This window comes from Streptomyces sp. NPDC001492, from assembly GCF_053597275.1.
Genome location: NZ_JBSFHW010000090.1, coordinates 1 through 18,869, shown reverse-complemented (window position 1 = coordinate 18,869; position 18,869 = coordinate 1). Strand labels below are relative to the sequence as shown.

Genomic DNA, 18,869 nt, shown 5'->3' with positions numbered 1-18,869 from the left:
CGCGTGAACTGCGGTGTGACAAACGGACCAACGACACGGGGGAAGGGAGCTGAGACAGATGGGCACGTCAGCGGGTAGGCTTCGCCTAGCGTCAGACGTTCAGTCAGTTGCGAGGCTGGGCGGAGGACGCACTCCGACAAAGTCGGAAGCCCCCGCTGCCACCGTGGTGGCGGTCCCGGTTTGCGAAGCCGGAACGCGAGGGCTGACGACACCACACCGCGACCAAGCGAATGAAGGCGTCGACATGACGAAGCGTACCCGGACCCCGGGACGGACAGGTAGTGGGACCCGCGACTCCGGCGTGAAGATCACACCGCCGTTGAGCGCAAGTACCATCTCCCCTCTCAAGCAGCAGCAGGTCAAGCACGTCGTGATGTGGTCGGGAGGCATTACCTCCTGGGCGACCGCCCGCCATGTCATCGCCGAGCACGGCACGGCCAGCACGGTTCTGCTGTTCGCCGACACCAACGCCGAGGACGAGGGGCTGTACGAGTTCAACGACGCGGCCAGCGCTCAGCTGGGCGTGCCGATAACCCGCGTCGCCGACACCCGCGAGCGCGACCCGATGCAGGTGTTCGAGGACAATCGGTGGCTCGGCAACACCCGCATCGCGCAGTGCTCGCTGGAGTTGAAGGTCAAGCCCTGCCGCGACTGGCTGACCGCCAACACCGACCCGGCGGACACCGTGCTGTACGTGGGCCTCGACTGGACCGAGCCGCACCGTATCCCCGGCAACCGGACCGGGTGGGCTCCCTGGCCCGTCGAGTACCCGCTGACCGAGCCCCCGTACTTCGACAAGCGGCAGCTGCGCGCCGAGGCCCGCGCCGCCGGACTGCCCGACCCGCGGCTGTACCAGCTCGGCTTTGCGCACAACAACTGCGGCGGAGCCTGCGTCAAGGGCGGCGTAGGGCAGTGGGTGCGGCTGCTGGAAGTCTTCCCGGAGCTGTACGCGAAGCATGAGGCGTTCGAGCAGCGCATGCGCGCCAAGCTCGGCAAGGACGTGTCGATACTCCGTGACCGCACTGGCGGCACGACGAAGCCACTCACGCTGGCTGATCTGCGCCGCCGTATTGAGGAGCAGCCCGAACAGCTCGATCTGTTCGACGAAGGCGGATGCGGCTGCTTCACCGACCTCGCCCCCGCCGCGTGAGCGCCCCAATTTCCGTGGCGGCCCAGCCATGGCAGACCCCACCCGTTGAGGGGGATTCGATGACGTAGTTCGTAGTCGGGCGGGAGGCCGTGTGCCTCAACCGCCTGGCCGCTTGGTGTTGGCGCACCGTCTGCGGCCTTTGTGCAACGGCTCGGTTTTGGCGACCGAGCTAAGGCTCTGAGCCTCTGATCCGGTTTGGCGACCGGGTCCGAGATCCGAGCGAGTTCAGGTTCTGGTCGGAACCACCTTCACCACCGAGCGGGCTTTTGCATGTCCGCAGGACGGCAGGTACATAGTGCAGCACGCGACACCCTCTTGTCAGCTTGACGCATCCGATTCGCCGCAGTCTCGGGGCAAATCACCCCTCCGCAATGTCGACGAGTCGACACCCGGCGCCCTCGTGTACGGGGCCGCGCAGGAGGTCGCCCACACCGCCTCCCGCTGGAGCGCACCCCGAAAGTGGCTCGCCGCGGTCCGCTGGCTCATCGGGGCCGGCCTCCACCCGCGCGCGAACGCCACCACGCAGCGCGTCGCCGACGACCTCGCCGCCCGCATGGACTACAGCACCGGCCACGTCCGCTACTGCGAAGCCGAGATGGTCACGCGTACGGGGATCTCCCGCGCGAACCTGTACCGGCACGTCGGCTACCTCCGGGAGCTGGGCGCGCTCGCCTACGTCCAGCACGGCAGCCGGAAGAACGTACGGGCTGCGATGGGTCTCAAGGGCTACGCCGCCACCGCCACCGAGTACGCCGCCGTCATCCCCGCCGCGTACGACGACGCAATGGGGCACCGGATCGTCGGTGCCGGGTACAGCGCGCGGATCGTCATCGACATGCGGGACTGCAAGACCTCCCCCAAAGCCGCCCCAAAGGACCCTGTGGATACCCCGGGTAACCCGGCTGTGGATAACTCCGGATCTTCGGGCCTTGAGACCCCTTCCCTTACCTGGGTAGAGGAAGACGGAAAGCTGAAGATGGTGGGGGGTAGTAACTACACCTCGCGGAAGACCGCGAGCCGAGACCGCGCATCGATCCCGCAGCAGAGGTCCAACAGCAGCAACGGCAGCAGCAAGAGCGGCAGGCACGCCCTCCAGGTCGCCCAGGACATCCGCATCGCCGCCCAAGTCCGCCCCCTGGTGAACTGGACGCAGCGCGTGCCCCTCCGCCCGCTCGCCTACTGCCTGCGCCCGTTGATCGACCGCGGACTCGACGCGTACGGCATCGCCGCCTACCTCAACGGCCTCTGCACCGGCGAGCGCTGGCGGCCCAAGCGGCCGGCCGCGTACATCCGGGCCGTCCTCGCCGACCGCCAGCAGGCCGACCACAAGCGCGCCCAGGCCGTCGAACGCTACGAGCTGGAGAACCCGGCAGAGGGCGCCTTCCGCGCCACCATCGGCCAGCAGCAGTCGTTCCTCGCGGCCCACAAGGCAGGCCTCGCCAAGCTCCACCGCAACGCGACCGCCAACGGCTGGGCCGACCTTGCCCGTGAGGCTGAAGCCGCCCACACCGACGCCGACGCGGCCGCCGACTTCGCCGCCTTCCTCGGCACCAACACCGTCCTCGCCCCCGCCTTCTGACAGGAGACCCGGCATGTCCGAACAGACCGAACTCCGTGATCGCATCGCCGACGTCGTCACGCCGTTCCTTATGAACTTCTCCGACGAGGAAGCCGCCAAGGTCAACGCCGGAGAAGTCGCCGACGCCGTACTGGCTGTGCTGTCGCCTATCGACCCGTCCCTGAAGCGGGTTCTGGACGCCGTGGTGGCCGAACGGCAGCGGCAGGACGAGAAGTGGGGGGTGCAGAACATGCACGACTTCGAGCACATCTCGATCCTCACAGAGGAAGTCGGCGAAGCCGCCAAGGCGGCCAACGAGGCCAACTTCACCAGCGGCAGCACACGCGGCGACTTCACCCACCTGCGCAAGGAGCTGATCCAGGTAGCGGCCGTCGCTGTGGATCACGTGCAGGCGATCGACCGGCGGCCTGGAGCGGAGGCCAGCGATGGCTGAGCCCGAACTGTCCGGCGTCGACCTCGCCCGCTCCGCCCTCCTCGCCGCACGCGCCGCCGCCAAGAACCAGCCCGCCCCGCAGCAGAAGAAGCGCACCGGACCCAGCCGGCGCGTCACCCGTACCGGCGGCCGTGACCCCATCGGCCTGGCGGCCGCAATCACCGGCATGATGGGCGACCGCGGCTGGGAACCCCCCGAGACCGGCGGCAGCATCCTCGACCAATGGCCGTCGATCGCCCCCGAACTCGTCGGGAAGGTGACCGCGGAACGCTTCGAACACGACACCGGCATCCTCCACCTGCGCCCCGCCTCGCCCGCCTACGCCACCCAGCTCCGGCTGTTCCAGGCGCAGACGCTGCGCCGCATCCACGAGAAGACCGGCGGCCGTACGGTCCGCGCCCTGCGCATCCTCGCCCCCGGCGGCACCCCGGAACGCGCCGACATAGCACCCGAGCAGGCCCCGGCCGTCACCCCGGAGGCGCCCGTACGCACCCGGGAGGACGGCTGCCCCGGATATCAGGGTGCGCGCGCCGTCGCCCTCGAGCACCGGCCCGAACCGCCCGCGGTCGACCCGTACGTGGCCGAGGCCATGGCCCGGCAGGAGGCCGCCCTCCGCGCCAACCGGCAGCCCGAGGACGAACACCGCGACGCCGTCTGGACACAGGAGACCACCAGCCCGGCCGCGGGCAGTATGGAGGAGTCCCTCGCCCGCGCACGCGCCTACGCCCGACAACACCGCGGTGGACAGACACCGCGCCGAGCCTTCGACGTCGCATGAACGGCGCTGTGGCCCTCATCGGCCTGACCGGCAGCCGCCTGTACCCGGACCGCGGGCGCCTCGAGGACACCCTCCTCGACGTGTGGCACGACGCCCTCCAAGACGGCTACACCGGCATCGAGTTGATCCAGGGCTGCGCCGAGGGCGCCGACACCATCGGCCGCGACTGGGCCATCCACAACGGCATCCTCGTCCGCGACCGGCCCGCCGACTGGGAAGCCCCGTGCGCGGCCGACTGCAAGCCCGGGCACCGACGGCCCCGCCGCGACACCACCTACTGCCCCCAAGCCGGCCACCGCCGCAACCAGGGCATGGTCGACGAACACCCGCTCCTGTTCGTCGCGGCCGCCACCCCGTGCACCCTGCCGAAGTGCCGCACCGCACGCCCGCACGACTCCCACGGCACCGCCGACTGCATCCGCCGCGCCGAAGCCGCAGGCATCCCCGTCTGGCGCGTGCAGGACTGAGCGGGGGCAACACCGCGCGGAATCTGATGCACGGTGTAGGTGATCACCCGCGCACGATCGGAGCCGCGCATGCTCGCCCTCGCCGACCCGCCCACCGAGACAGCCCCCATCCCCGGGCTCAAGTACAACGCCGAGTGGCACCGCCAGCAGGAAGCCAAGGAACGGGCCTGGCTCGACAACTACGCGCACGTGCGCCGCATGCTCCCGATGGGCGACTGAGGAGAACCACGATGAAGACCACCACACTCCCGCCGAACCGCCTCCCCGGCGCGCTCGCACCCGCCCGGCCGATAGTGCCCCGACCCCTGTGGGAGCGGCACGACCTGTTCCAGGAACCCCAGTACCCCGACGGGATCGGCCTGGCTGAGGACGACGAAGACGAGGAGGGCTGACGGCCGCTCTGGTTTACCGCGGTAAACCAATCGGAGGATGCGGCTCCGCCTGGTGCCGGTTTACCGCGGTAAACCGGCAGGCCTCACCAACCGCCCGCCACCAGTCTGGAATGATGCCCGTTGCCCGAAGTACCGGAACCCACGGGAAGCACACGGAGCATCATGCAATCACGCGTACTCGTCGTCTCAACCGACCCACAAGGATCCGCCGTCTGGTGGGCCAACCGCGTCGGCGACGAGCTCCCCTTCGACTTCGCCCAGGCCCACGACGACCCCAACAGCATCCGCAACCTCGCCAACCTCGGCGAGAACACGCGGATCATCGTCGTCTGCAACCAGAAGGGCGGCGTCGGCAAGACCACCGCCACCGTCAACCTCGGCGCCGTCGTCGACTACAGCCTCGGCCGCTCCGGCATCGACCCCAACGGCGGCTACCGCTACGTCTTCATCGACACCCCCGGCAACATCGAGAACGAAGCCCTCCTGTTCGCCGCCCTCGACGTCGCCCACGAAGCCCTCGTCCCCATGCCGCCTGAGCCGTTGGTGTTCGACGCCACCACCCGCACCATCGAGAAGGTCCTCAAACCCCGCGGCATCCCGTACAACGTCGTCGTCAACGCCTGGGACCCCCGCGACGGCCACGCCGACCTCGACGACACCAACGACTTCATCGACGCCCAGGGCTGGCCCCGCACCCAGAGCGTCATCCGCCGCTACAAGGTCCACACGAGAGCCTCCCTCGAGGGCCAGGTCGTCACCCAGTACCCGAAGAACCGGGTCGCCATGGAGGCACGCGAGGACTTCTACCGCCTCGCTCTGGAGCGCGGATACGGGGGTCGCAGCTGATGGGCCGCCGCACCAGCCTCGCCTCCCTCGCCGGCGCACCGGTCGAGGACGTCCCCGGGCAGAGCCAGCCACTGCTGATGTTCCTGCCACTGGACCGTCTCGTGCCCACCCGGTTCAACCCGCGGCGCCGCTTCGGGACCGAGGAGGAGCTCCGCGAGTTCGGGGCCAAGCTCGCCAAGGAGCAGTTGCAGCCCGCGGTCGTCGTCTCCCGCGCGGCCTACCTCAAGCTGTGGCCCGAGGAGGCCGAGCACGTCGGCGACGCCTCCTACGTCATCGCCAACGGGGAACGCCGCTGGCGCGCCTCCCGACTCGCGGGCCGGCCCGCCCTCGAGGTCGTCCACAAGGAAGACGTAGCCGCCTCCCGCGCCGCGTTCCTGGACGCCGTGCAGTCGGAGAACAACGACCGCCAAGACCTCGACCCCATCGAACGCGCCCTGGGTATCGACATCATGGTCACCCAGCTCGGCGGCGCCGACCAGGTCGCCGTCTACTACGGCAGGACCAAAGGCTGGGTCAGCCAGCAGCGCAAGCTCCTCAAGCTCACCCCTGCCTTGCAGGACCTCGTCTCTAGCGGCGAGATGCCGGTACGCGTGGCCCGGGACATCGCCGGCCTGCCCGCGGAGGTGCAGGACGTGGCGTGGGAGGAAGAGGTCGCCAAGCGGAAGGCGGCCAAGGAGGCGGCGGACCGGTGGAAGACCGCCGGAGCCCCCGAACCGGCTCTTGCGGCGCCACAGGAGCGGTTTACCGCGGTAAACCAGCAGCCGCCCCCGCCCGCACCGGCGGCCGCCAACGGCACTCCGCAGCCAGACCGGTTTACCGCGGTAAACCAACAAGGAGACACCCGGCCGACAGAACTGGCCCCGCCACTCGACGCGGAAGAGCCCGAGAACCAGCAGGTACCCGAGCCCCGGGCTGAACCTGCGGAAGCGGACCAGGCACTCCCGGAGGGCCGCGCGCTGCCGTACGACAACGGCGTCGTCGTCGCCTGGCACCTCATCAGGAGGATGCCCGTCGATGCCTTCACGGAGATGCTGCGGGTGATGAACAAGAACGCCGCCGAGCGCGGCCTGAACGTCGCCCCGGAGCACGCTTCCTGACGCACGCGCACCGTGCCCCGCACACCCCGTACGAACCGGGCGTGCGGGGCACGGTCGTCCACGGTCAACTTCGGTCGAAAACGGGTGCGTTGCCGGGGTTTCTGAGTCACCCACACGCGTGATCTACGCCCCGACCCCCTTGAGCGCGCATATATCCAGAGGTTGGGTGGAAGCGCTGCCAGTCCTGGGGTCTGGCGGCCGCACGGCCGGGACGGCGTGCGTGGATCGCAGCCCACCACGGTTGGTCCCGGCCCACGCGCAAGCCACCCCCCACAACCCGGCCATCCCCCTCCTGCGACCGCCGGCCCCGCCCCAGAGGGAACAACCCCTCCCCGCGTGGTGAGGTCCGCCGCTACAATCGCCGTGTTGAGCGGGGCATGCACCCGCCGCATGAGGTTGTGAGGCCCTTCCCGGCCGGGGCGTGTTGTCGGCAACATCCCGCCCCGCCAAGTGGAGGGCCTTTCTCATGCCCGTTCCCGGGCCACCACCGGTCCAGACCATCCCAGGATCTTCACCGGGCCCCCACCATCCCACGACAGTGTGCAGGCATCCTGTCCACGGGCAGTCACCCTCAGGCCCAAGATGTCTCAATCATGCGTCAGGGACACGTGAAAACTGAGTCATCCCTTACCCACGCACACACGGAGGTGCAACAGTGGCAGCCCGCACACCGGACTGGCAGCCGGGCGCTGCGGGACCAGGCCCGGGAGCACGCCGACTTCTCCCGGGTCGTACGAGGACCCTTCCCAATATCTGCCGGAGGAGCGGAGACGCCCCTATGTCCGCAGCAGAGCCGGCCAATCCCGGGCCCGACCGTGCCCTGACCGCAACGGTCATCCCTCTCATCCGCAACAGCAGTACGGCGGCCCGCCCCCCGCGCCGAGATCGCAGGGAGCGTCCGCACGTGCCGCAGCAGCCCACGTCCGATCTGACGCCGCACGAGAAGCTGGCGGCCGTCGTGGAGGACCTGTTCGCCAAGCACGGGCGCAGCCTCACCGATCCGGACAGTGCGGAGGACTACCTGATCACCCTGCGGGCGGTGCGCATCATGCTCCGCGGCGCCCACGAACAGGGCATCCTCGGGCAGGAAGCGTTCTCGGACCTGGACGCCATGCTGGAGGGCATGATGACCGCGCCGGGGCTGCTGGCCTGACTGACTCACAGTCAAGATTGTCTGAATATGCCAGGGGTTGCGCTTTCTTCACAAAAGTGACGGATGCGTAACAGTACGCACGGGCCGTTGATCGTTTCTTACAGTGCGTTCACCTCCTGTACCTCCCGTGCCAGGATGGGGCGTCCGGACACCCGGAATCAGCAGTTTCCGGCCAACCCGGCGCGCGCCCCGCACAGCCCTGTGCCCCCACCACGCGCCCCGGGGCAGGCCATGGGGAAGGGGACGCCAGATGGGCCGAAACACCGCACTTGACGCAGCAAGCGCCCTCCGCCTGCTCAACAGCGAAGACCTGCGGCAGCACCCCCAACACGGGCCCACCGAACGGCGAACCGCCTCCACCACCCCCGGCGCACCCCTCAACCTCGGCGTCATCGACTACCTCGCCAAAACCGTCGCCGAGATCGTCGACCAGACCACCACCATCACCCCCCAGCCGAAACCACTCCCCGAGCGGATCGAGGACCTGTACGACTGGAGCCTCGACAACACCGCGGACGCCGACGACATCCAACGCTCCTACCGCGACACCATGTTCGAGGCGCACCGCCTCGAGCACCTCGTCCGCCTCGGCGAGACCGACGAGGTGTGCAAGCACCCCTGCCCCCGCTGCGGGCGATGGGGACTGATGTGGGACGAGCGGGGTAAGCGGGCGCAGTGCAGCCACGCCAAGTGCCGTACCCCAGACGGCCTCACATCCAGCTGGACTCTGGAGCGCCTGGCCGCGCAGAAAGTCCGCCGCACGGAAATCTGGCGCATGAGCGCAACCTGACCCCCGCCACGGGTGTCTACCTAGAAACATCCACCACTCACGCACTCCGCACCCGGACCCTTCAGGGTCCACCCGCTACGGCCGCCGTCAGCTGCGAACTGTGGTCGCCGTCATGGGAGGCCGCCGAAATGGCCGCAACGCACCACACCCCGCTTCCGCTCGCGCCCGGGATTGAGGACCCGGTCACCTATGAGGAGGCGTCCGCCTTGTTCGCCCGCACCGGGCACCGCGCACCGGTCAACACGCTGCGCCGCTACGTCCAGGAGGACGGCATCGAGACCGTCCACGTGGGCGCCCGGCGCGTCGTGTACGTGTCGTGGAGCGAGCTGCTTGACGCGCACTTCAAGCGCACCGCGGCGAAGCTGAGAGCCTCCGCCGACTGGCCCTGACGGCCGGCCCCTTTGTGTAGCCCCTGACTCCCCGCCCGGGAGTCGGGGGCTTTCTCATGCCCACCCGTGCACACCATTGCAATGCAATGGGATATGGGTTACTGTGGTCAAGCCGACAACGACAGAACCCCTCAACGGGCTGTCGGAGTAACCCCCTTTCATCAGGAGCGCCGCCATGGCCGTGATGACGCACGCCCAAAAGTCCCCCACCGCCGACTACAACGCGCTGGACCAGGACACCCAGGAGCGCTTCGACCGCGTCATGGAACTCGCCGACGACCAGCCCCCCAACGGCGAATACCTCGCCCTGATGCTCGCCGCCGCGTCCATCGCAGGCCTGTGCATCCCCTACGGCGGCCACATCCGCAAATGCGCCTGTTCCTGCTACTGCCCGGTCATCTTCGACCCCAACGACCCGGACGCGCACGTCATCGAGCCCGGCGAGGGCTACAACCTCGGCCGCCACCAGTGCCCGCTGTGCGCCGACCGCCACCGCGAAACCGCCTGACCCGAAACCGCCAGGAGTTATCACCCATGAAGGTCCCCACCAGCGTCCTCGAAGTCCTCGACCGCGCCCAGACCGACGGCCCCCGTCTCGTCCTCACCGGCACCCTCGACCGCAAGCTGTACCTGGACACCGCCAAGGTACTGGAGGCGGCGGGCGGCAAGTGGAGCCGCAAGGAGCGCGCCCACCTCTTCGACGGTGACGCCGCCGAGGCAATCGAGCCCGTCATCCTCACCGGCGAAGTCGTCAGCACCAAGCAGCAGTTCGGCTACTTCCCCACCCCCACCCCGGTCGTCCAACAGCTCATCGACCTTGCCGAGCTGAAGGCTGGCATGGAGCTGCTTGAGCCGTCGGCCGGCCGGGGTGCCATCGCCGCCGCCGTCGCCGCCGAGGGCTGCGTAGTCGACTGCATCGAGGTCCAGGAGAGCAACGCGTCCGTCATCTTCGACGCGGGATACGCCAACTTGGTCCTGGTCCGTGACTTTCTGGCCACGGAGCCGGGAACTGGCTACGACCGCGTGGTGATGAACCCGCCGTTCGCCCGCCAGGACGATATCCGGCACGTGCTGCACGCCCATCGGTTCCTGAAGCCGGGCGGCCTGCTGGTCGCGGTCATGTCGAACGGCGTCACCTTCCGCGATACGCCGCTGACCCGCCAGTTCCGGTCGCTGCTGGAAGCCGAGGGGGGTCAGATACACCCGCTGCCGGAAGGCGCCTTCAAGGAGACCGGGACCGGCGTCCACACGGTGATTGCCGTGATCCCGAAGTCCTCCGCCGCCTGACCCACCCGCGAACTCCCCGGCCGCGCACGCCCCGCGCTGCGCAGGCCGGGTGAACAACCACCAGGGGAGACCCGCCATGCACGCCCGACCCCTCAACGCCGCCGTCAAGGCCGAAGTCGCCGCCGACCTGCACGGCCTCCCCTACACCCGCATCACCGAACACGCAGGCGAAGCCCACATCGTCACCGCCAGCCTGCCCGACCTCGAACAGTGGCTGCTCGCACTCGGCGGAACCCTCTACCGCCAGCCCGCCGGCTACCACACCGCCGTGTGGACCCTCCACACCACCACCAGCCACGACCACGGCGCCCAACTCGTCGTACACGCCCTCACCCTCGACACCGACCAGATCGACCCCGCCTACGCGCACTTCGTCATCAACGAACCCGCACCCCACACCCCCCACCCCGCCGTCTGAAAGGCCCACGCCATGACCGCCCTCACCGTCCACACCAGCCAGACCACCCCCGACGACGACCCCAACTACCAGGCCGGCCTCCTCGACGGCGAACTCGACGCCATCGGCAAGCTGCCCGCCGCCACGGCGATGGCCCGCGCCTCCATGGCCGACCCGTACGACCCGGCCTGGGCGCAGGGCTACGCCGACGGCTTCCAGAACGGCATCGAGGCCGTCGCCGCCCTCCGCCAGGTCATCGACCGCGTACCCGAGCGGTGACCTGGCCAGACGGCATAGCCGCCGTCATCGGCCTCACCACAGCACTCCTCATCACCCTCCACCAGCACCAGACCAAGCACCGGAGCACGACCGCAGCAGCAGATCCGCAGGACGGAGAACGGAAATGACCAGCAGGCCCCGCACCGCCAAGAAGACGGCCGAACCCACCGCACCCCCGGCCAAGCGCGCCGCAGCGAAGAAGACCGCCGCCAAGCCCGCCACCGGCACCGCCCGCAAGCGCACCACGCGCAAGCCGGCCGCCGACATCCCGGCCCTCACCCTGGTCAACCCCAACGGCAAGAAGGCGGAGGAGAAGGCCGGCACGGTCCTCGACCTCCGCCGCCCCCTCACCGTCCGCCGCAAGCTGTTCGTCGGCCCCATGGGACCCAGCGAGCAGGCCGCCATCCGCGCCGCCCTCGACAGCGCCCGCCTCCGCCTCCCCATCCCCGTCCGCGCCTGGAACGGCTCCACCGCCCAACTCGCAGACGGCACCCTCCTCACACACAACCCCGGCCCCGACCCCGACAACCCCGACACCGCCCCCCGCGTCTTCACCGCCCACATCGCCTGCCGCCACGGCGCCGTCCACGGCTGGCCCATCAACCGCTACAGCGACCTCGCCATAGCCCGCGACCGCACAGCCGACTGCGAGACGCCGCACGCCGAACCCGTCGCCGACCCGGACGGTATCGAAGACGAACTCGACTGGGAGACCGCCATCACGCGTGGCGTCCTGCCCGTCGCTCAGCCCAAGCCGTCCGTCGTCCTCCAGCTCCGCGAGGGCGTACGCCGCGCCACCGCGGCCGCCGACAAGACCCAGCCGCTGGACCAGAACGAGATCGCCGAAGGCCTCGCCGCCCGCGCCGCCGAAACCGACGCACCGAAGGAGCACCCCGAGCCGTGACCGAGACCCTCACACAGGAGCAGCGCGACCGCCGCTGGAAGCAAGCCCACACCGCCATCAGTAACGCGCTCGCCGCCTCCTGGACCGAATGGCGCCGCACCGGCCGCCGCCCCGACTTCGCCAAGGCCGCCGACCACGCCATGGACGGCCTCGGCGACCTCGCCGCCGAGATCCTCACCGACGGCACCATGATGAAGGCCCTCACCGTCAAGGACGGCGTCGTCACCGTCGAACTCGACGAAGCCCGCTGGTACCTCGAGCTGTACGTCGCCTCCATGCGCGCCGTCCTCGACGACTGCGGAGCCGAGAACTACGCCGAGATCTACTACGAGACCGCCCCCTCGGTGTCCATGGACCTCCGCGACGGCCACAAACCGACCGACTCGTACACGCTCACCCTCCAGCGCCGCACCAACCCCACCCCGCACGAATTCCGGCTGAAGGCCGAAGCGCGCGTCGCCGAGCTCGAGGAAGAACTCCGCCAGCTCCGGGGTGAGACGGATGCCTGAGCAGACCTACGTCGACCAGCTCGCCGGCGAACTCGCCCAGCGCCACCCCAGCCTGCTGTCCGCCGAGCAGGACCTCGCCATCCTCCGCGGACGCCTCGCCATCGTCACCCGCTTCATCCACAACCCGATCCACGACCGCGCCGCCCGCGAAGCCCTCGCCCGCGACCTCCAACTCCCCGCCCCGGAGAAGCCTCATGGCCACTGACACCAGCATCGAATGGGCCGACAAGACCTGGTCGCCGATCATCGGATGCGACCGCGTCAGCCCGGGCTGTGACTCTTGCTATGCGATCACCACCGCGCACATCCGCAAGAGCAACCCGCACCCGGACATCGCCGCCGCGTTCGCCGGCACCACCCACAAGACCGACGGCCGCATCGACTGGACCGGGCAGATCAACCACCTCGAGGACCGCCTCACCCAGCCCCTCGCCAAGGACTGGCAGAAGCCCCTCAAGATCTTCGTCAACAGCCAGTCCGACCTCTTTCACAAGGACGTCGACACCGACTTCATCGCCAAGGTGTTCGCCATCATGGCGCTCACCCCGCAGCACGAGTACCAGATCCTCACCAAGCGGCACGCGCGCATGCGATCCGTCCTCACTGACACCTGCACCTGCGGCAACGGGCACGCCCCAGGCGTCCACTTCCGCTCCCGCATGGCGTGGGCCGTCTCCAAGGCCAACCCCGACCGCATCCCCGGCGTACCCGACGACGCCGAGCAGCATGTCAACGCAGCACCGTGGCCCCTGCCCGGCGTTTGGATGGGCGTCTCCGTCGAGAACCAGCAGTGGGCCGACACCCGCATCCCTGCCCTCCTCGACACCCCCGCCGCGATCCGCTGGATCAGCGCCGAGCCCCTCCTCGGTCCCATCGACCTGACGCGGATCAGCGCCAGCAGCAAGCAGCAGCCCGACATGGTCTACGACGCCCTCGGACAGCGCTACGGCGTACCCGGCCGCTGGCAGGCCGCCACCAGCGCCCGCCTCGACTGGGTCGTATGCGGTGGTGAGTCCGGCGCCAAGGCCCGCCCTATGCACCCCGACTGGGCACGCGGCCTCCGCAACCAGTGCGCCCTGGCCGGGGTCCCCTACCTCTTCAAACAGTGGGGAACCTGGGGCGTCGACGCACCACTCGACGACCAGGGCCGCATCCTCAACACCCGCCGCGGACTCGGCATCACCGTCGCCAACGACGGCACCGTCTACCAACCCGGCGACCTCTCCTACCCCGACGGCCCCCGCTACGGCGAAGCCATCCGCGCTGGACACGACCGGGCCCACCTGGCCGGCATGTACCGCCTCGGCAAGAAGAAGGCTGGCCGCGAGCTGGATGGTCGCACGCATGACGAGTTTCCGGTGGTGTCCGCGTGACCATGACCGCCCCCGAGACCGAACGCGAACTCCGCCTCACCATCGTGGTCAACGGCCGCCCCGCACCCCAGGGCAGCAAGAAGTACGCCGGACACCGCCGCAACAGTGCCTCCGGCCGCATCTCCGCCGTCCTGGTCGAACAGTCCAAGCGCGTCAAGCCGTGGCGGGCCCTGGTCACCGCAGCGGCCTTGGAGGCCCGCGTCGTATCCCACATCGGCAACGTGCCCGTGCACCTGCCGACGCTGGACGGCCCACTCGAGGCCGAAATCATCTTCACCGTCCGAAAGCCCGCCAGTGCCCCCAAGCGCCGTCAGACCTGGCCCAACACCCGCGACAGCGGAGACCTCGACAAGCTCCTCCGCTCCACCTTCGACGGCATCGCCGATGCCCAGGCCGTCGCTGACGACTCCCGCATCATCGCCGTCACCGCCCGCAAGGTCTTCCCCGGCGAGCACCCCGAGGCCCTGTCCGAGCCCGGCGCGATCATCCGCCTCTACACCCTTCCCGGAGCCACCTCATGACCACCGCCACCGCTCTCACCGGCCGCCCTACGAATCCGGCCGCCCTCACCACCCGCCCGCTCACCCTCATCACCGACAGCCACCCCCAGGCTGCGTGCCGGACCGCGGACCCGGACCTGTTCTGGCCGGAGAAGACCACGCCCGCCGAGCGCATCCATGAAGCCAAGGCCTACTGCGCCAGGTGCCCAATGATGCAGGCCTGCCTCGACAAAGCACTGCACACCAACGACTGGGACAGCATCGCGGGCGGCCTTACAGGCGACGAGCGGGAGCAGCTCCTCACCTCAGGCACCGCCACGAATCGTTTCCACGCCCGCCGGCTGGACAACTCCGACGCCCGGAAGCTGGCCGTGCAGTACGGGGCGGAGATCCTGCGGTGCCTGGTGAAGCAGCAGATGAGCGTGGCCGAGGTAGGAGAGCGGATGAGCGCCTCGCCGCGCGCCGTCTACGGGGCTTTCCGGATGCTGGTTCCGACGCCGCCCGGCGGGCGCACGCTGAAGGAGTCGTCGGTGGAGCGCCTGCTGATGTACTCGGAGGTGTCGCTGCTGACGCTGGCCAGGATGGGCCGTTCGCACGAGTCCATCGCCCGCTGGCTGGGGACGGGGCAGACCGTGGTGTCCGCCGCCCTGTCCGTGTACGAGCAGCGTGAGCGAGGTCTGAAGATGGTCCGCCGCGGGGACCGGGAGGCGGCGCTGGAGCTGTGCTGGGCGCAGGAGACCCGGATCCGGCGCGAGGCCGGCGTGGGCCTGACCGTGGACGACGTCATCGACATGGCGGGCATCCAGATCCTCGCCCTCGCCCAGGAGGGCCTGCCGCTGCGTGCGATCGCGCTGAAGCTGGACCTGAACCGTGAGGCGGTGCGTAAGGCGCACGCGCGGCTGACGAAGAAGACCGTGGTGAAGAGCCTGACGAAGACGGACATGGAGGAAGCGGCGTGAGCTTGCCGACGCTGAACGGAACGGCCCGCTTGATCGACGCGCCGGAGCTGCGGTTCGCGGCCGGGTCGGGGAAGGCGGTGGTGAGGGTCCGGTTGGCGTTCAACGCCCGTAAGAAGGACCCGAACAGTGGGGAGTGGGTCGACGGCGACAGCTTCTTCATCGACGGGAAGGCCTTCGACCAGGTGGCCAGCAACATCGCCGAGACGTTGGACAAGGGGATGGAGGTGGTGGTGTCGGGTCGGCTGAAGACGGAGCGGTGGGAGAAGGACGGGGAGAAGCGGTCGGGTCCGTCGCTGCTGATCGACTCCATCGGGCCTTCGCTGCGGTTCGCGACGGCCCGGGTGGAGAAGGCCGGTGGTGGGTCGGGGTCGGGGAAGCAGCAGGCGTACGCAGCTGCCCGTCAGGCGTCGTCGCGTGAGGGGATGGACGATCCGTGGGCGACGTCGGGCGCGGCCGCGCAGGCGGGCCAGGCCTGGGACATCGAGCCTCCGTTCTGACGGGCGCCGCGCACGGAGGGGTCTGGCCTTGGGGCTGGGCCCCTTTGGTGTGTCCGGATCCCGCACCGACCATTGCAATGCAATGGGATATGGGTTAGTCTGGCAATACCGCACCACACCACCCACGGGGGAAACCCATGCAGAACGCAATCCAGGACCGCGCCCGCCAGTCCGAGGCCATCGCCCGAGACTCCATCAGCCGGCTGTCCAATGAGCGCCTGGCCACCGTCTGGGACGAGACCTCCACCGTTCCTGTCACCCGAGCGGTCACCATCACACGCGGCTGGCTCATGGACGAGCTGGAACGGCGCATGGAGGCCCTGGACAAGCGCGATGCCAAATCGGCCTACTCCCTCGGCCAGAGCGTCAGCCGCTTCGACCGCTGGCTGAACGCAGAGTGCTCAGCGTCCAAGGGTGATCACGTCAGCGTCCTGCGCTACCTGTACTGAGGCGTCCTCCATGAACTGCGACTGCGGCGCCACACCCGAAGAGCAGACGGCCGGCCGCCACTACGACGGCTGCGCCACCCACGAAGGCCCCGTCGACGAACCGTCCGACCACTACGGCCTGTAGACCACTCTCCCGGCCTCCCTCGCCCCCCTCGGGGAGGCCACCGGACCGCGTGATCCCGCCCCCCAAACCCCCGCACGGGATCACGCGGTCCACCCCCCCACCACGTTCCGGGCCGCCCGCCAACGCACTGCCAGCCGGCGGGCGGCCCACCCCATCCCGACCACGATCGGAAGGCACCACCCGTGACCGTGACCCGTCTGACCTTCGAGTCGCCGTACGGCTGCCGCTGGTGCGGCGTACAGAAGACCGCTCACGGCCGCCGTTGGAACGCCATCGTCGAGATGCACTCATGGGTGGAGCCGAGCCAGGCGATGATCCTGGAGCGGATGCGCCGCCGACGGGACGCCCGACTCAACGCCGCCCCGCCCGTCTTCCACGCTGCTACCGCCTGGGTGCCAGATCTGGATGGAGAGAGCGCGGACCCGTACTGCGCGGACTGCACCACCCTCGTATGCCCCCGTTGGTCCCGTATCCAGACCCGCCTCGACCAGCATCGCTACGGCCTGCCCCGGCGTATCCGACGCTCCCGCAAGACGCGGGCCACCGCAGGTGGTTGGGGAGGGGGCGAGCCGTGGCCGTTCTGAGTGCCTTCGCCTTGTGGCCGTTGGCCGCCCTCCAGCTCACCCCGCGCGCGCTCGCGCACCTCACCACCGCCCTCACCCGAAGGACCCGCCCGTGAGCCTCTCTTCCCTGCATCCCGCCGTCCTCACGACCAGGCGCGTGACGGTCAAGCACTGGCGTGACGGCTGGACCATCAACCGGCGCGCTTTCCTCGGCGACTGGCAGGTCACCCGCCTCGACGACGGCAGCCTCCACCTGTCCGCAAGGGTCCGCGGCCGGGACGCCGCCAAGGCCCTGCACCACTTCGTGGACCGGCAGTCGCAGTTCCTGGCGCAGCGGATCGGCCCGGACAGCGGGCACCTGCTGCCGACGCTGGATGTGTCGCAGCCGGGCCGTACGGCGGCGTGCTGGCGGTTTTCCGGGGTGTGGGTGGAGGTCTGGCACCCCGACATGCTTTCTGCCCCTTCTGAGCCGGTGCAGGCCGAACCGGCCTGGTCCTCGGCTGGCCCGGGCGGCCGGCTCCCGTTCACCCGCAAGCAGCGCACCACCAACCCGAAGGAGACCACCGCCTGATGACCGCTCTGCCTACCAAGGGCTTCGACCTGCTGGCCCTCGCACGTCGAAACGGCTGGGAGAACACAGCCGAATCCAACGAGAAGATGACCCGGGCTCAGCTCGTTCTCTCCCGCGGAGAGACCACGTTCACCCTGGTCTGGGAGTCCCGCACTTCCACCAGCCGCTACCGGCTGACCAGCAAGCAGGCCGTCATCGACGGCCGGCAGCGTGACCGGATCACCTACGACGAGATCGCCGCGCACATCGAGGCCCACCCGGCGCCGCTCCCGGAGCTGTCCGAGTACGACTTCATGGAGCTGGTGGCGTTCCAGTTCAAGGTGGAGTGGGAGCGCTCGTTCCCCTACACGTGGTCGAACTACCCGCCCCGCTTCGAGGCGCCGGAGCTCGCCGAGTACGGCACCGTCCGGTGGAAGTTCTCCCGCCTGTACTCCCGCTACAAGCCGAAGGTGATGGCCTGGCGCGAGGAGGTCGGTGGGGAGCGCGCGGTCGAGTTGCACAACGCGCACATCGACGAGCGTAACCAGCGCCGCAAGGACGCCTGCCTGTTCGGTGTCCGCTGCGAGGACGGCTACGTCATCACCTGCGACACGCAGGCCTACCGGGATCGCCTGTGGGGCGAGTTGCACGAGGAGGCGGGCAAGCCGCACCGCCGTGTCCCGGCCGCGCTCCTGGTCCGCGAAGTGCCGGGCGGCGCGTGGGCGGAGGTAGTCCCCGCATGACGACCCGCCTGCTCGCCGTCGCCCTGGTGCTGGCGTTCGCCGCCCCCGGCCTCCTGGCCTTCATCCACCACTCCTGAGGAGGTTCCACCGCATGAGCAGCCTGACGCAGAAGGCGGTCGTCGGCCGCCGGATCGAGTTCACCCGCTACTCCGACCTGAAGCTCTCGGACTCGCCGAAGAAGCCCGGCGTCATCACCGGCCTGAAGCCCGAACAGGGCGCCTCCGTCCGGATCCGTCTCGACGGTCGGCGCAGCACCTTCTACACCCGGCCCGACTTCGAGGGCCTCACCTACCTCGACGATGTCGGGCCCGTACCGGCCCTGCCGATGGGCCGCTTCCACCCCACCCTGGACGACCTGGAGGGCGAGTGGGAGGGCGTGCCGATCTGCTCCCTCGGAGAAGACGGGCAGTTGATCGCCCTCACCGCAGACCGTGAGGCCGCGACCAACGCGATGAACGCGTACCAGCTGGACGTCTCCGGCTGCCTCTACAACCCGGCGTTCGACATGGTCGCCGCCGACCGTCTGGAGGCGCACTGGGCGTACTTCGAATGGCAGCCCGAGGACGCCGAATGCCCGTGGTTCGTGCACTGGACCCACGAGGGCGACGACCAGGCCGTCCACCTCTACTACCTGCCCGCCTGAAGGGGGACTACCAGCATG

Annotated in this window: 28 protein-coding genes; all 28 read left to right on the top strand. The window is 69.4% G+C overall.

Annotated elements, in window-relative coordinates; all coding sequences use genetic code 11:
• The first annotated feature begins 319 nt into the window (after positions 1-319).
• The 28 genes from ACWC1K_RS49555 to ACWC1K_RS49420 all read left to right on the top strand — a co-directional run bounded on the left by ACWC1K_RS49555 (position 320) and on the right by ACWC1K_RS49420 (position 18,851).
• A complete protein-coding gene (locus ACWC1K_RS49555) occupies positions 320-1,150 on the top strand; it encodes a hypothetical protein (protein ID WP_450840676.1) in 831 nt (276 codons plus the stop codon).
• 400 nt (positions 1,151-1,550) lie between these two features.
• Positions 1,551-2,729, top strand: coding sequence for a cell wall protein (locus ACWC1K_RS49550; protein WP_450840675.1), 1,179 nt, complete (start codon positions 1,551-1,553; stop codon positions 2,727-2,729).
• Between the two features lie 13 nt (positions 2,730-2,742).
• Positions 2,743-3,162 (top strand): hypothetical protein, encoded by a 420-nt coding sequence (locus ACWC1K_RS49545; RefSeq protein ID WP_450840673.1) that lies wholly within the window; start codon positions 2,743-2,745, stop codon positions 3,160-3,162.
• Positions 3,155-3,940, top strand: coding sequence for a DciA family protein (locus ACWC1K_RS49540; protein WP_450840671.1), 786 nt, complete (start codon positions 3,155-3,157; stop codon positions 3,938-3,940). Before ACWC1K_RS49545 ends, ACWC1K_RS49540 begins: the two co-directional genes overlap by 8 nt.
• Positions 3,937-4,407 carry an SLOG family protein gene (locus tag ACWC1K_RS49535; RefSeq protein ID WP_450840669.1) on the top strand — a complete coding sequence of 157 codons (471 nt, stop codon included), beginning with the start codon at positions 3,937-3,939 and terminating at the stop codon, positions 4,405-4,407. The genes ACWC1K_RS49540 and ACWC1K_RS49535 overlap by 4 nt, the downstream gene beginning before the upstream one ends.
• Before the next feature lie 69 nt (positions 4,408-4,476).
• Complete coding sequence (locus tag ACWC1K_RS49530; RefSeq protein WP_450840667.1) at positions 4,477-4,626, top strand: hypothetical protein; 150 nt, start codon at positions 4,477-4,479, stop codon at positions 4,624-4,626.
• An 11-nt stretch (positions 4,627-4,637) separates the two neighbouring features.
• On the top strand, positions 4,638-4,799 hold the full coding sequence (locus tag ACWC1K_RS49525) for a hypothetical protein (RefSeq protein ID WP_450840665.1): 162 nt from the start codon (positions 4,638-4,640) through the stop codon (positions 4,797-4,799).
• A 162-nt stretch (positions 4,800-4,961) separates the two neighbouring features.
• Positions 4,962-5,645, top strand: a complete 684-nt coding sequence (locus ACWC1K_RS49520; RefSeq protein ID WP_450840663.1) for a ParA family protein — start codon at positions 4,962-4,964, stop codon at positions 5,643-5,645.
• On the top strand, positions 5,645-6,742 hold the full coding sequence (locus ACWC1K_RS49515; protein WP_450840661.1) for a ParB/RepB/Spo0J family partition protein: 1,098 nt from the start codon (positions 5,645-5,647) through the stop codon (positions 6,740-6,742). The genes ACWC1K_RS49520 and ACWC1K_RS49515 overlap by 1 nt, the downstream gene beginning before the upstream one ends.
• Before the next feature lie 904 nt (positions 6,743-7,646).
• The gene (locus ACWC1K_RS49510; protein ID WP_450840659.1) at positions 7,647-7,895 is read left to right on the top strand and encodes a hypothetical protein; all 249 of its coding nucleotides are present in this window, start codon (positions 7,647-7,649) and stop codon (positions 7,893-7,895) included.
• 250 nt (positions 7,896-8,145) lie between these two features.
• Positions 8,146-8,685, top strand: a complete 540-nt coding sequence (locus ACWC1K_RS49505; RefSeq protein WP_450840657.1) for a hypothetical protein — start codon at positions 8,146-8,148, stop codon at positions 8,683-8,685.
• Between the two features lie 128 nt (positions 8,686-8,813).
• Complete coding sequence (locus ACWC1K_RS49500; RefSeq protein WP_450840655.1) at positions 8,814-9,074, top strand: hypothetical protein; 261 nt, start codon at positions 8,814-8,816, stop codon at positions 9,072-9,074.
• Positions 9,075-9,249: 175 nt separating this feature from the next.
• On the top strand, positions 9,250-9,582 hold the full coding sequence (locus tag ACWC1K_RS49495) for a hypothetical protein (RefSeq protein ID WP_450840653.1): 333 nt from the start codon (positions 9,250-9,252) through the stop codon (positions 9,580-9,582).
• Between the two features lie 26 nt (positions 9,583-9,608).
• Entirely contained in the window at positions 9,609-10,361 is a 753-nt protein-coding gene (locus tag ACWC1K_RS49490; protein WP_450840651.1) for a methyltransferase, read from the top strand.
• 76 nt (positions 10,362-10,437) lie between these two features.
• Positions 10,438-10,779 carry a hypothetical protein gene (locus tag ACWC1K_RS49485; protein WP_450840650.1) on the top strand — a complete coding sequence of 114 codons (342 nt, stop codon included), beginning with the start codon at positions 10,438-10,440 and terminating at the stop codon, positions 10,777-10,779.
• A 12-nt stretch (positions 10,780-10,791) separates the two neighbouring features.
• On the top strand, positions 10,792-11,037 hold the full coding sequence (locus ACWC1K_RS49480; RefSeq protein WP_450840649.1) for a hypothetical protein: 246 nt from the start codon (positions 10,792-10,794) through the stop codon (positions 11,035-11,037).
• Positions 11,038-11,161: 124 nt separating this feature from the next.
• Complete coding sequence (locus tag ACWC1K_RS49475; protein WP_450840647.1) at positions 11,162-11,941, top strand: hypothetical protein; 780 nt, start codon at positions 11,162-11,164, stop codon at positions 11,939-11,941.
• Positions 11,938-12,450 (top strand): hypothetical protein, encoded by a 513-nt coding sequence (locus ACWC1K_RS49470; RefSeq protein ID WP_450840645.1) that lies wholly within the window; start codon positions 11,938-11,940, stop codon positions 12,448-12,450. The genes ACWC1K_RS49475 and ACWC1K_RS49470 overlap by 4 nt, the downstream gene beginning before the upstream one ends.
• Complete coding sequence (locus tag ACWC1K_RS49465; RefSeq protein WP_450840643.1) at positions 12,443-12,655, top strand: hypothetical protein; 213 nt, start codon at positions 12,443-12,445, stop codon at positions 12,653-12,655. Before ACWC1K_RS49470 ends, ACWC1K_RS49465 begins: the two co-directional genes overlap by 8 nt.
• Complete coding sequence (locus tag ACWC1K_RS49460; protein ID WP_450840641.1) at positions 12,645-13,823, top strand: phage Gp37/Gp68 family protein; 1,179 nt, start codon at positions 12,645-12,647, stop codon at positions 13,821-13,823. Before ACWC1K_RS49465 ends, ACWC1K_RS49460 begins: the two co-directional genes overlap by 11 nt.
• Before the next feature lie 2 nt (positions 13,824-13,825).
• Complete coding sequence (locus ACWC1K_RS49455; RefSeq protein ID WP_450840640.1) at positions 13,826-14,344, top strand: RusA family crossover junction endodeoxyribonuclease; 519 nt, start codon at positions 13,826-13,828, stop codon at positions 14,342-14,344.
• Positions 14,341-15,282: a WhiB family transcriptional regulator gene (locus ACWC1K_RS49450; protein ID WP_450840638.1), complete on the top strand. Its 942-nt coding sequence runs from the start codon at positions 14,341-14,343 to the stop codon at positions 15,280-15,282. Before ACWC1K_RS49455 ends, ACWC1K_RS49450 begins: the two co-directional genes overlap by 4 nt.
• On the top strand, positions 15,279-15,779 hold the full coding sequence (ssb, locus tag ACWC1K_RS49445; protein ID WP_450840637.1) for a single-stranded DNA-binding protein: 501 nt from the start codon (positions 15,279-15,281) through the stop codon (positions 15,777-15,779). The genes ACWC1K_RS49450 and ssb overlap by 4 nt, the downstream gene beginning before the upstream one ends.
• A 137-nt stretch (positions 15,780-15,916) precedes the next feature.
• On the top strand, positions 15,917-16,228 hold the full coding sequence (locus tag ACWC1K_RS49440) for a hypothetical protein (protein ID WP_450840635.1): 312 nt from the start codon (positions 15,917-15,919) through the stop codon (positions 16,226-16,228).
• Positions 16,229-16,534: 306 nt separating this feature from the next.
• Complete coding sequence (locus ACWC1K_RS49435) at positions 16,535-16,936, top strand: hypothetical protein (protein ID WP_450840633.1); 402 nt, start codon at positions 16,535-16,537, stop codon at positions 16,934-16,936.
• 91 nt (positions 16,937-17,027) lie between these two features.
• On the top strand, positions 17,028-17,486 hold the full coding sequence (locus ACWC1K_RS49430; RefSeq protein WP_450840631.1) for a hypothetical protein: 459 nt from the start codon (positions 17,028-17,030) through the stop codon (positions 17,484-17,486).
• Positions 17,486-18,208 carry a hypothetical protein gene (locus ACWC1K_RS49425; RefSeq protein WP_450840630.1) on the top strand — a complete coding sequence of 241 codons (723 nt, stop codon included), beginning with the start codon at positions 17,486-17,488 and terminating at the stop codon, positions 18,206-18,208. Before ACWC1K_RS49430 ends, ACWC1K_RS49425 begins: the two co-directional genes overlap by 1 nt.
• Before the next feature lie 91 nt (positions 18,209-18,299).
• Positions 18,300-18,851: a hypothetical protein gene (locus tag ACWC1K_RS49420; protein ID WP_450840628.1), complete on the top strand. Its 552-nt coding sequence runs from the start codon at positions 18,300-18,302 to the stop codon at positions 18,849-18,851.
• Positions 18,852-18,869: the final 18 nt, after the last annotated feature.

Coding starts and splice junctions, on each gene's coding strand:
- ACWC1K_RS49465 (WP_450840643.1), top strand. CDS start 12,443: ATGCCTGAGCAGACCTACGTCGACCAGCTCGCCGGCGAACTCGCCCAG.
- ACWC1K_RS49525 (WP_450840665.1), top strand. CDS start 4,638: ATGAAGACCACCACACTCCCGCCGAACCGCCTCCCCGGCGCGCTCGCA.
- ACWC1K_RS49520 (WP_450840663.1), top strand. CDS start 4,962: ATGCAATCACGCGTACTCGTCGTCTCAACCGACCCACAAGGATCCGCC.
- ACWC1K_RS49505 (WP_450840657.1), top strand. CDS start 8,146: ATGGGCCGAAACACCGCACTTGACGCAGCAAGCGCCCTCCGCCTGCTC.
- ACWC1K_RS49485 (WP_450840650.1), top strand. CDS start 10,438: ATGCACGCCCGACCCCTCAACGCCGCCGTCAAGGCCGAAGTCGCCGCC.
- ACWC1K_RS49540 (WP_450840671.1), top strand. CDS start 3,155: ATGGCTGAGCCCGAACTGTCCGGCGTCGACCTCGCCCGCTCCGCCCTC.
- ACWC1K_RS49420 (WP_450840628.1), top strand. CDS start 18,300: ATGAGCAGCCTGACGCAGAAGGCGGTCGTCGGCCGCCGGATCGAGTTC.
- ACWC1K_RS49425 (WP_450840630.1), top strand. CDS start 17,486: ATGACCGCTCTGCCTACCAAGGGCTTCGACCTGCTGGCCCTCGCACGT.
- ACWC1K_RS49495 (WP_450840653.1), top strand. CDS start 9,250: ATGGCCGTGATGACGCACGCCCAAAAGTCCCCCACCGCCGACTACAAC.
- ACWC1K_RS49530 (WP_450840667.1), top strand. CDS start 4,477: ATGCTCGCCCTCGCCGACCCGCCCACCGAGACAGCCCCCATCCCCGGG.
- ACWC1K_RS49515 (WP_450840661.1), top strand. CDS start 5,645: ATGGGCCGCCGCACCAGCCTCGCCTCCCTCGCCGGCGCACCGGTCGAG.
- ACWC1K_RS49455 (WP_450840640.1), top strand. CDS start 13,826: ATGACCGCCCCCGAGACCGAACGCGAACTCCGCCTCACCATCGTGGTC.
- ACWC1K_RS49535 (WP_450840669.1), top strand. CDS start 3,937: ATGAACGGCGCTGTGGCCCTCATCGGCCTGACCGGCAGCCGCCTGTAC.
- ACWC1K_RS49450 (WP_450840638.1), top strand. CDS start 14,341: ATGACCACCGCCACCGCTCTCACCGGCCGCCCTACGAATCCGGCCGCC.
- ACWC1K_RS49490 (WP_450840651.1), top strand. CDS start 9,609: ATGAAGGTCCCCACCAGCGTCCTCGAAGTCCTCGACCGCGCCCAGACC.
- ACWC1K_RS49545 (WP_450840673.1), top strand. CDS start 2,743: ATGTCCGAACAGACCGAACTCCGTGATCGCATCGCCGACGTCGTCACG.
- ACWC1K_RS49500 (WP_450840655.1), top strand. CDS start 8,814: ATGGCCGCAACGCACCACACCCCGCTTCCGCTCGCGCCCGGGATTGAG.
- ACWC1K_RS49460 (WP_450840641.1), top strand. CDS start 12,645: ATGGCCACTGACACCAGCATCGAATGGGCCGACAAGACCTGGTCGCCG.
- ACWC1K_RS49475 (WP_450840647.1), top strand. CDS start 11,162: ATGACCAGCAGGCCCCGCACCGCCAAGAAGACGGCCGAACCCACCGCA.
- ACWC1K_RS49480 (WP_450840649.1), top strand. CDS start 10,792: ATGACCGCCCTCACCGTCCACACCAGCCAGACCACCCCCGACGACGAC.
- ACWC1K_RS49440 (WP_450840635.1), top strand. CDS start 15,917: ATGCAGAACGCAATCCAGGACCGCGCCCGCCAGTCCGAGGCCATCGCC.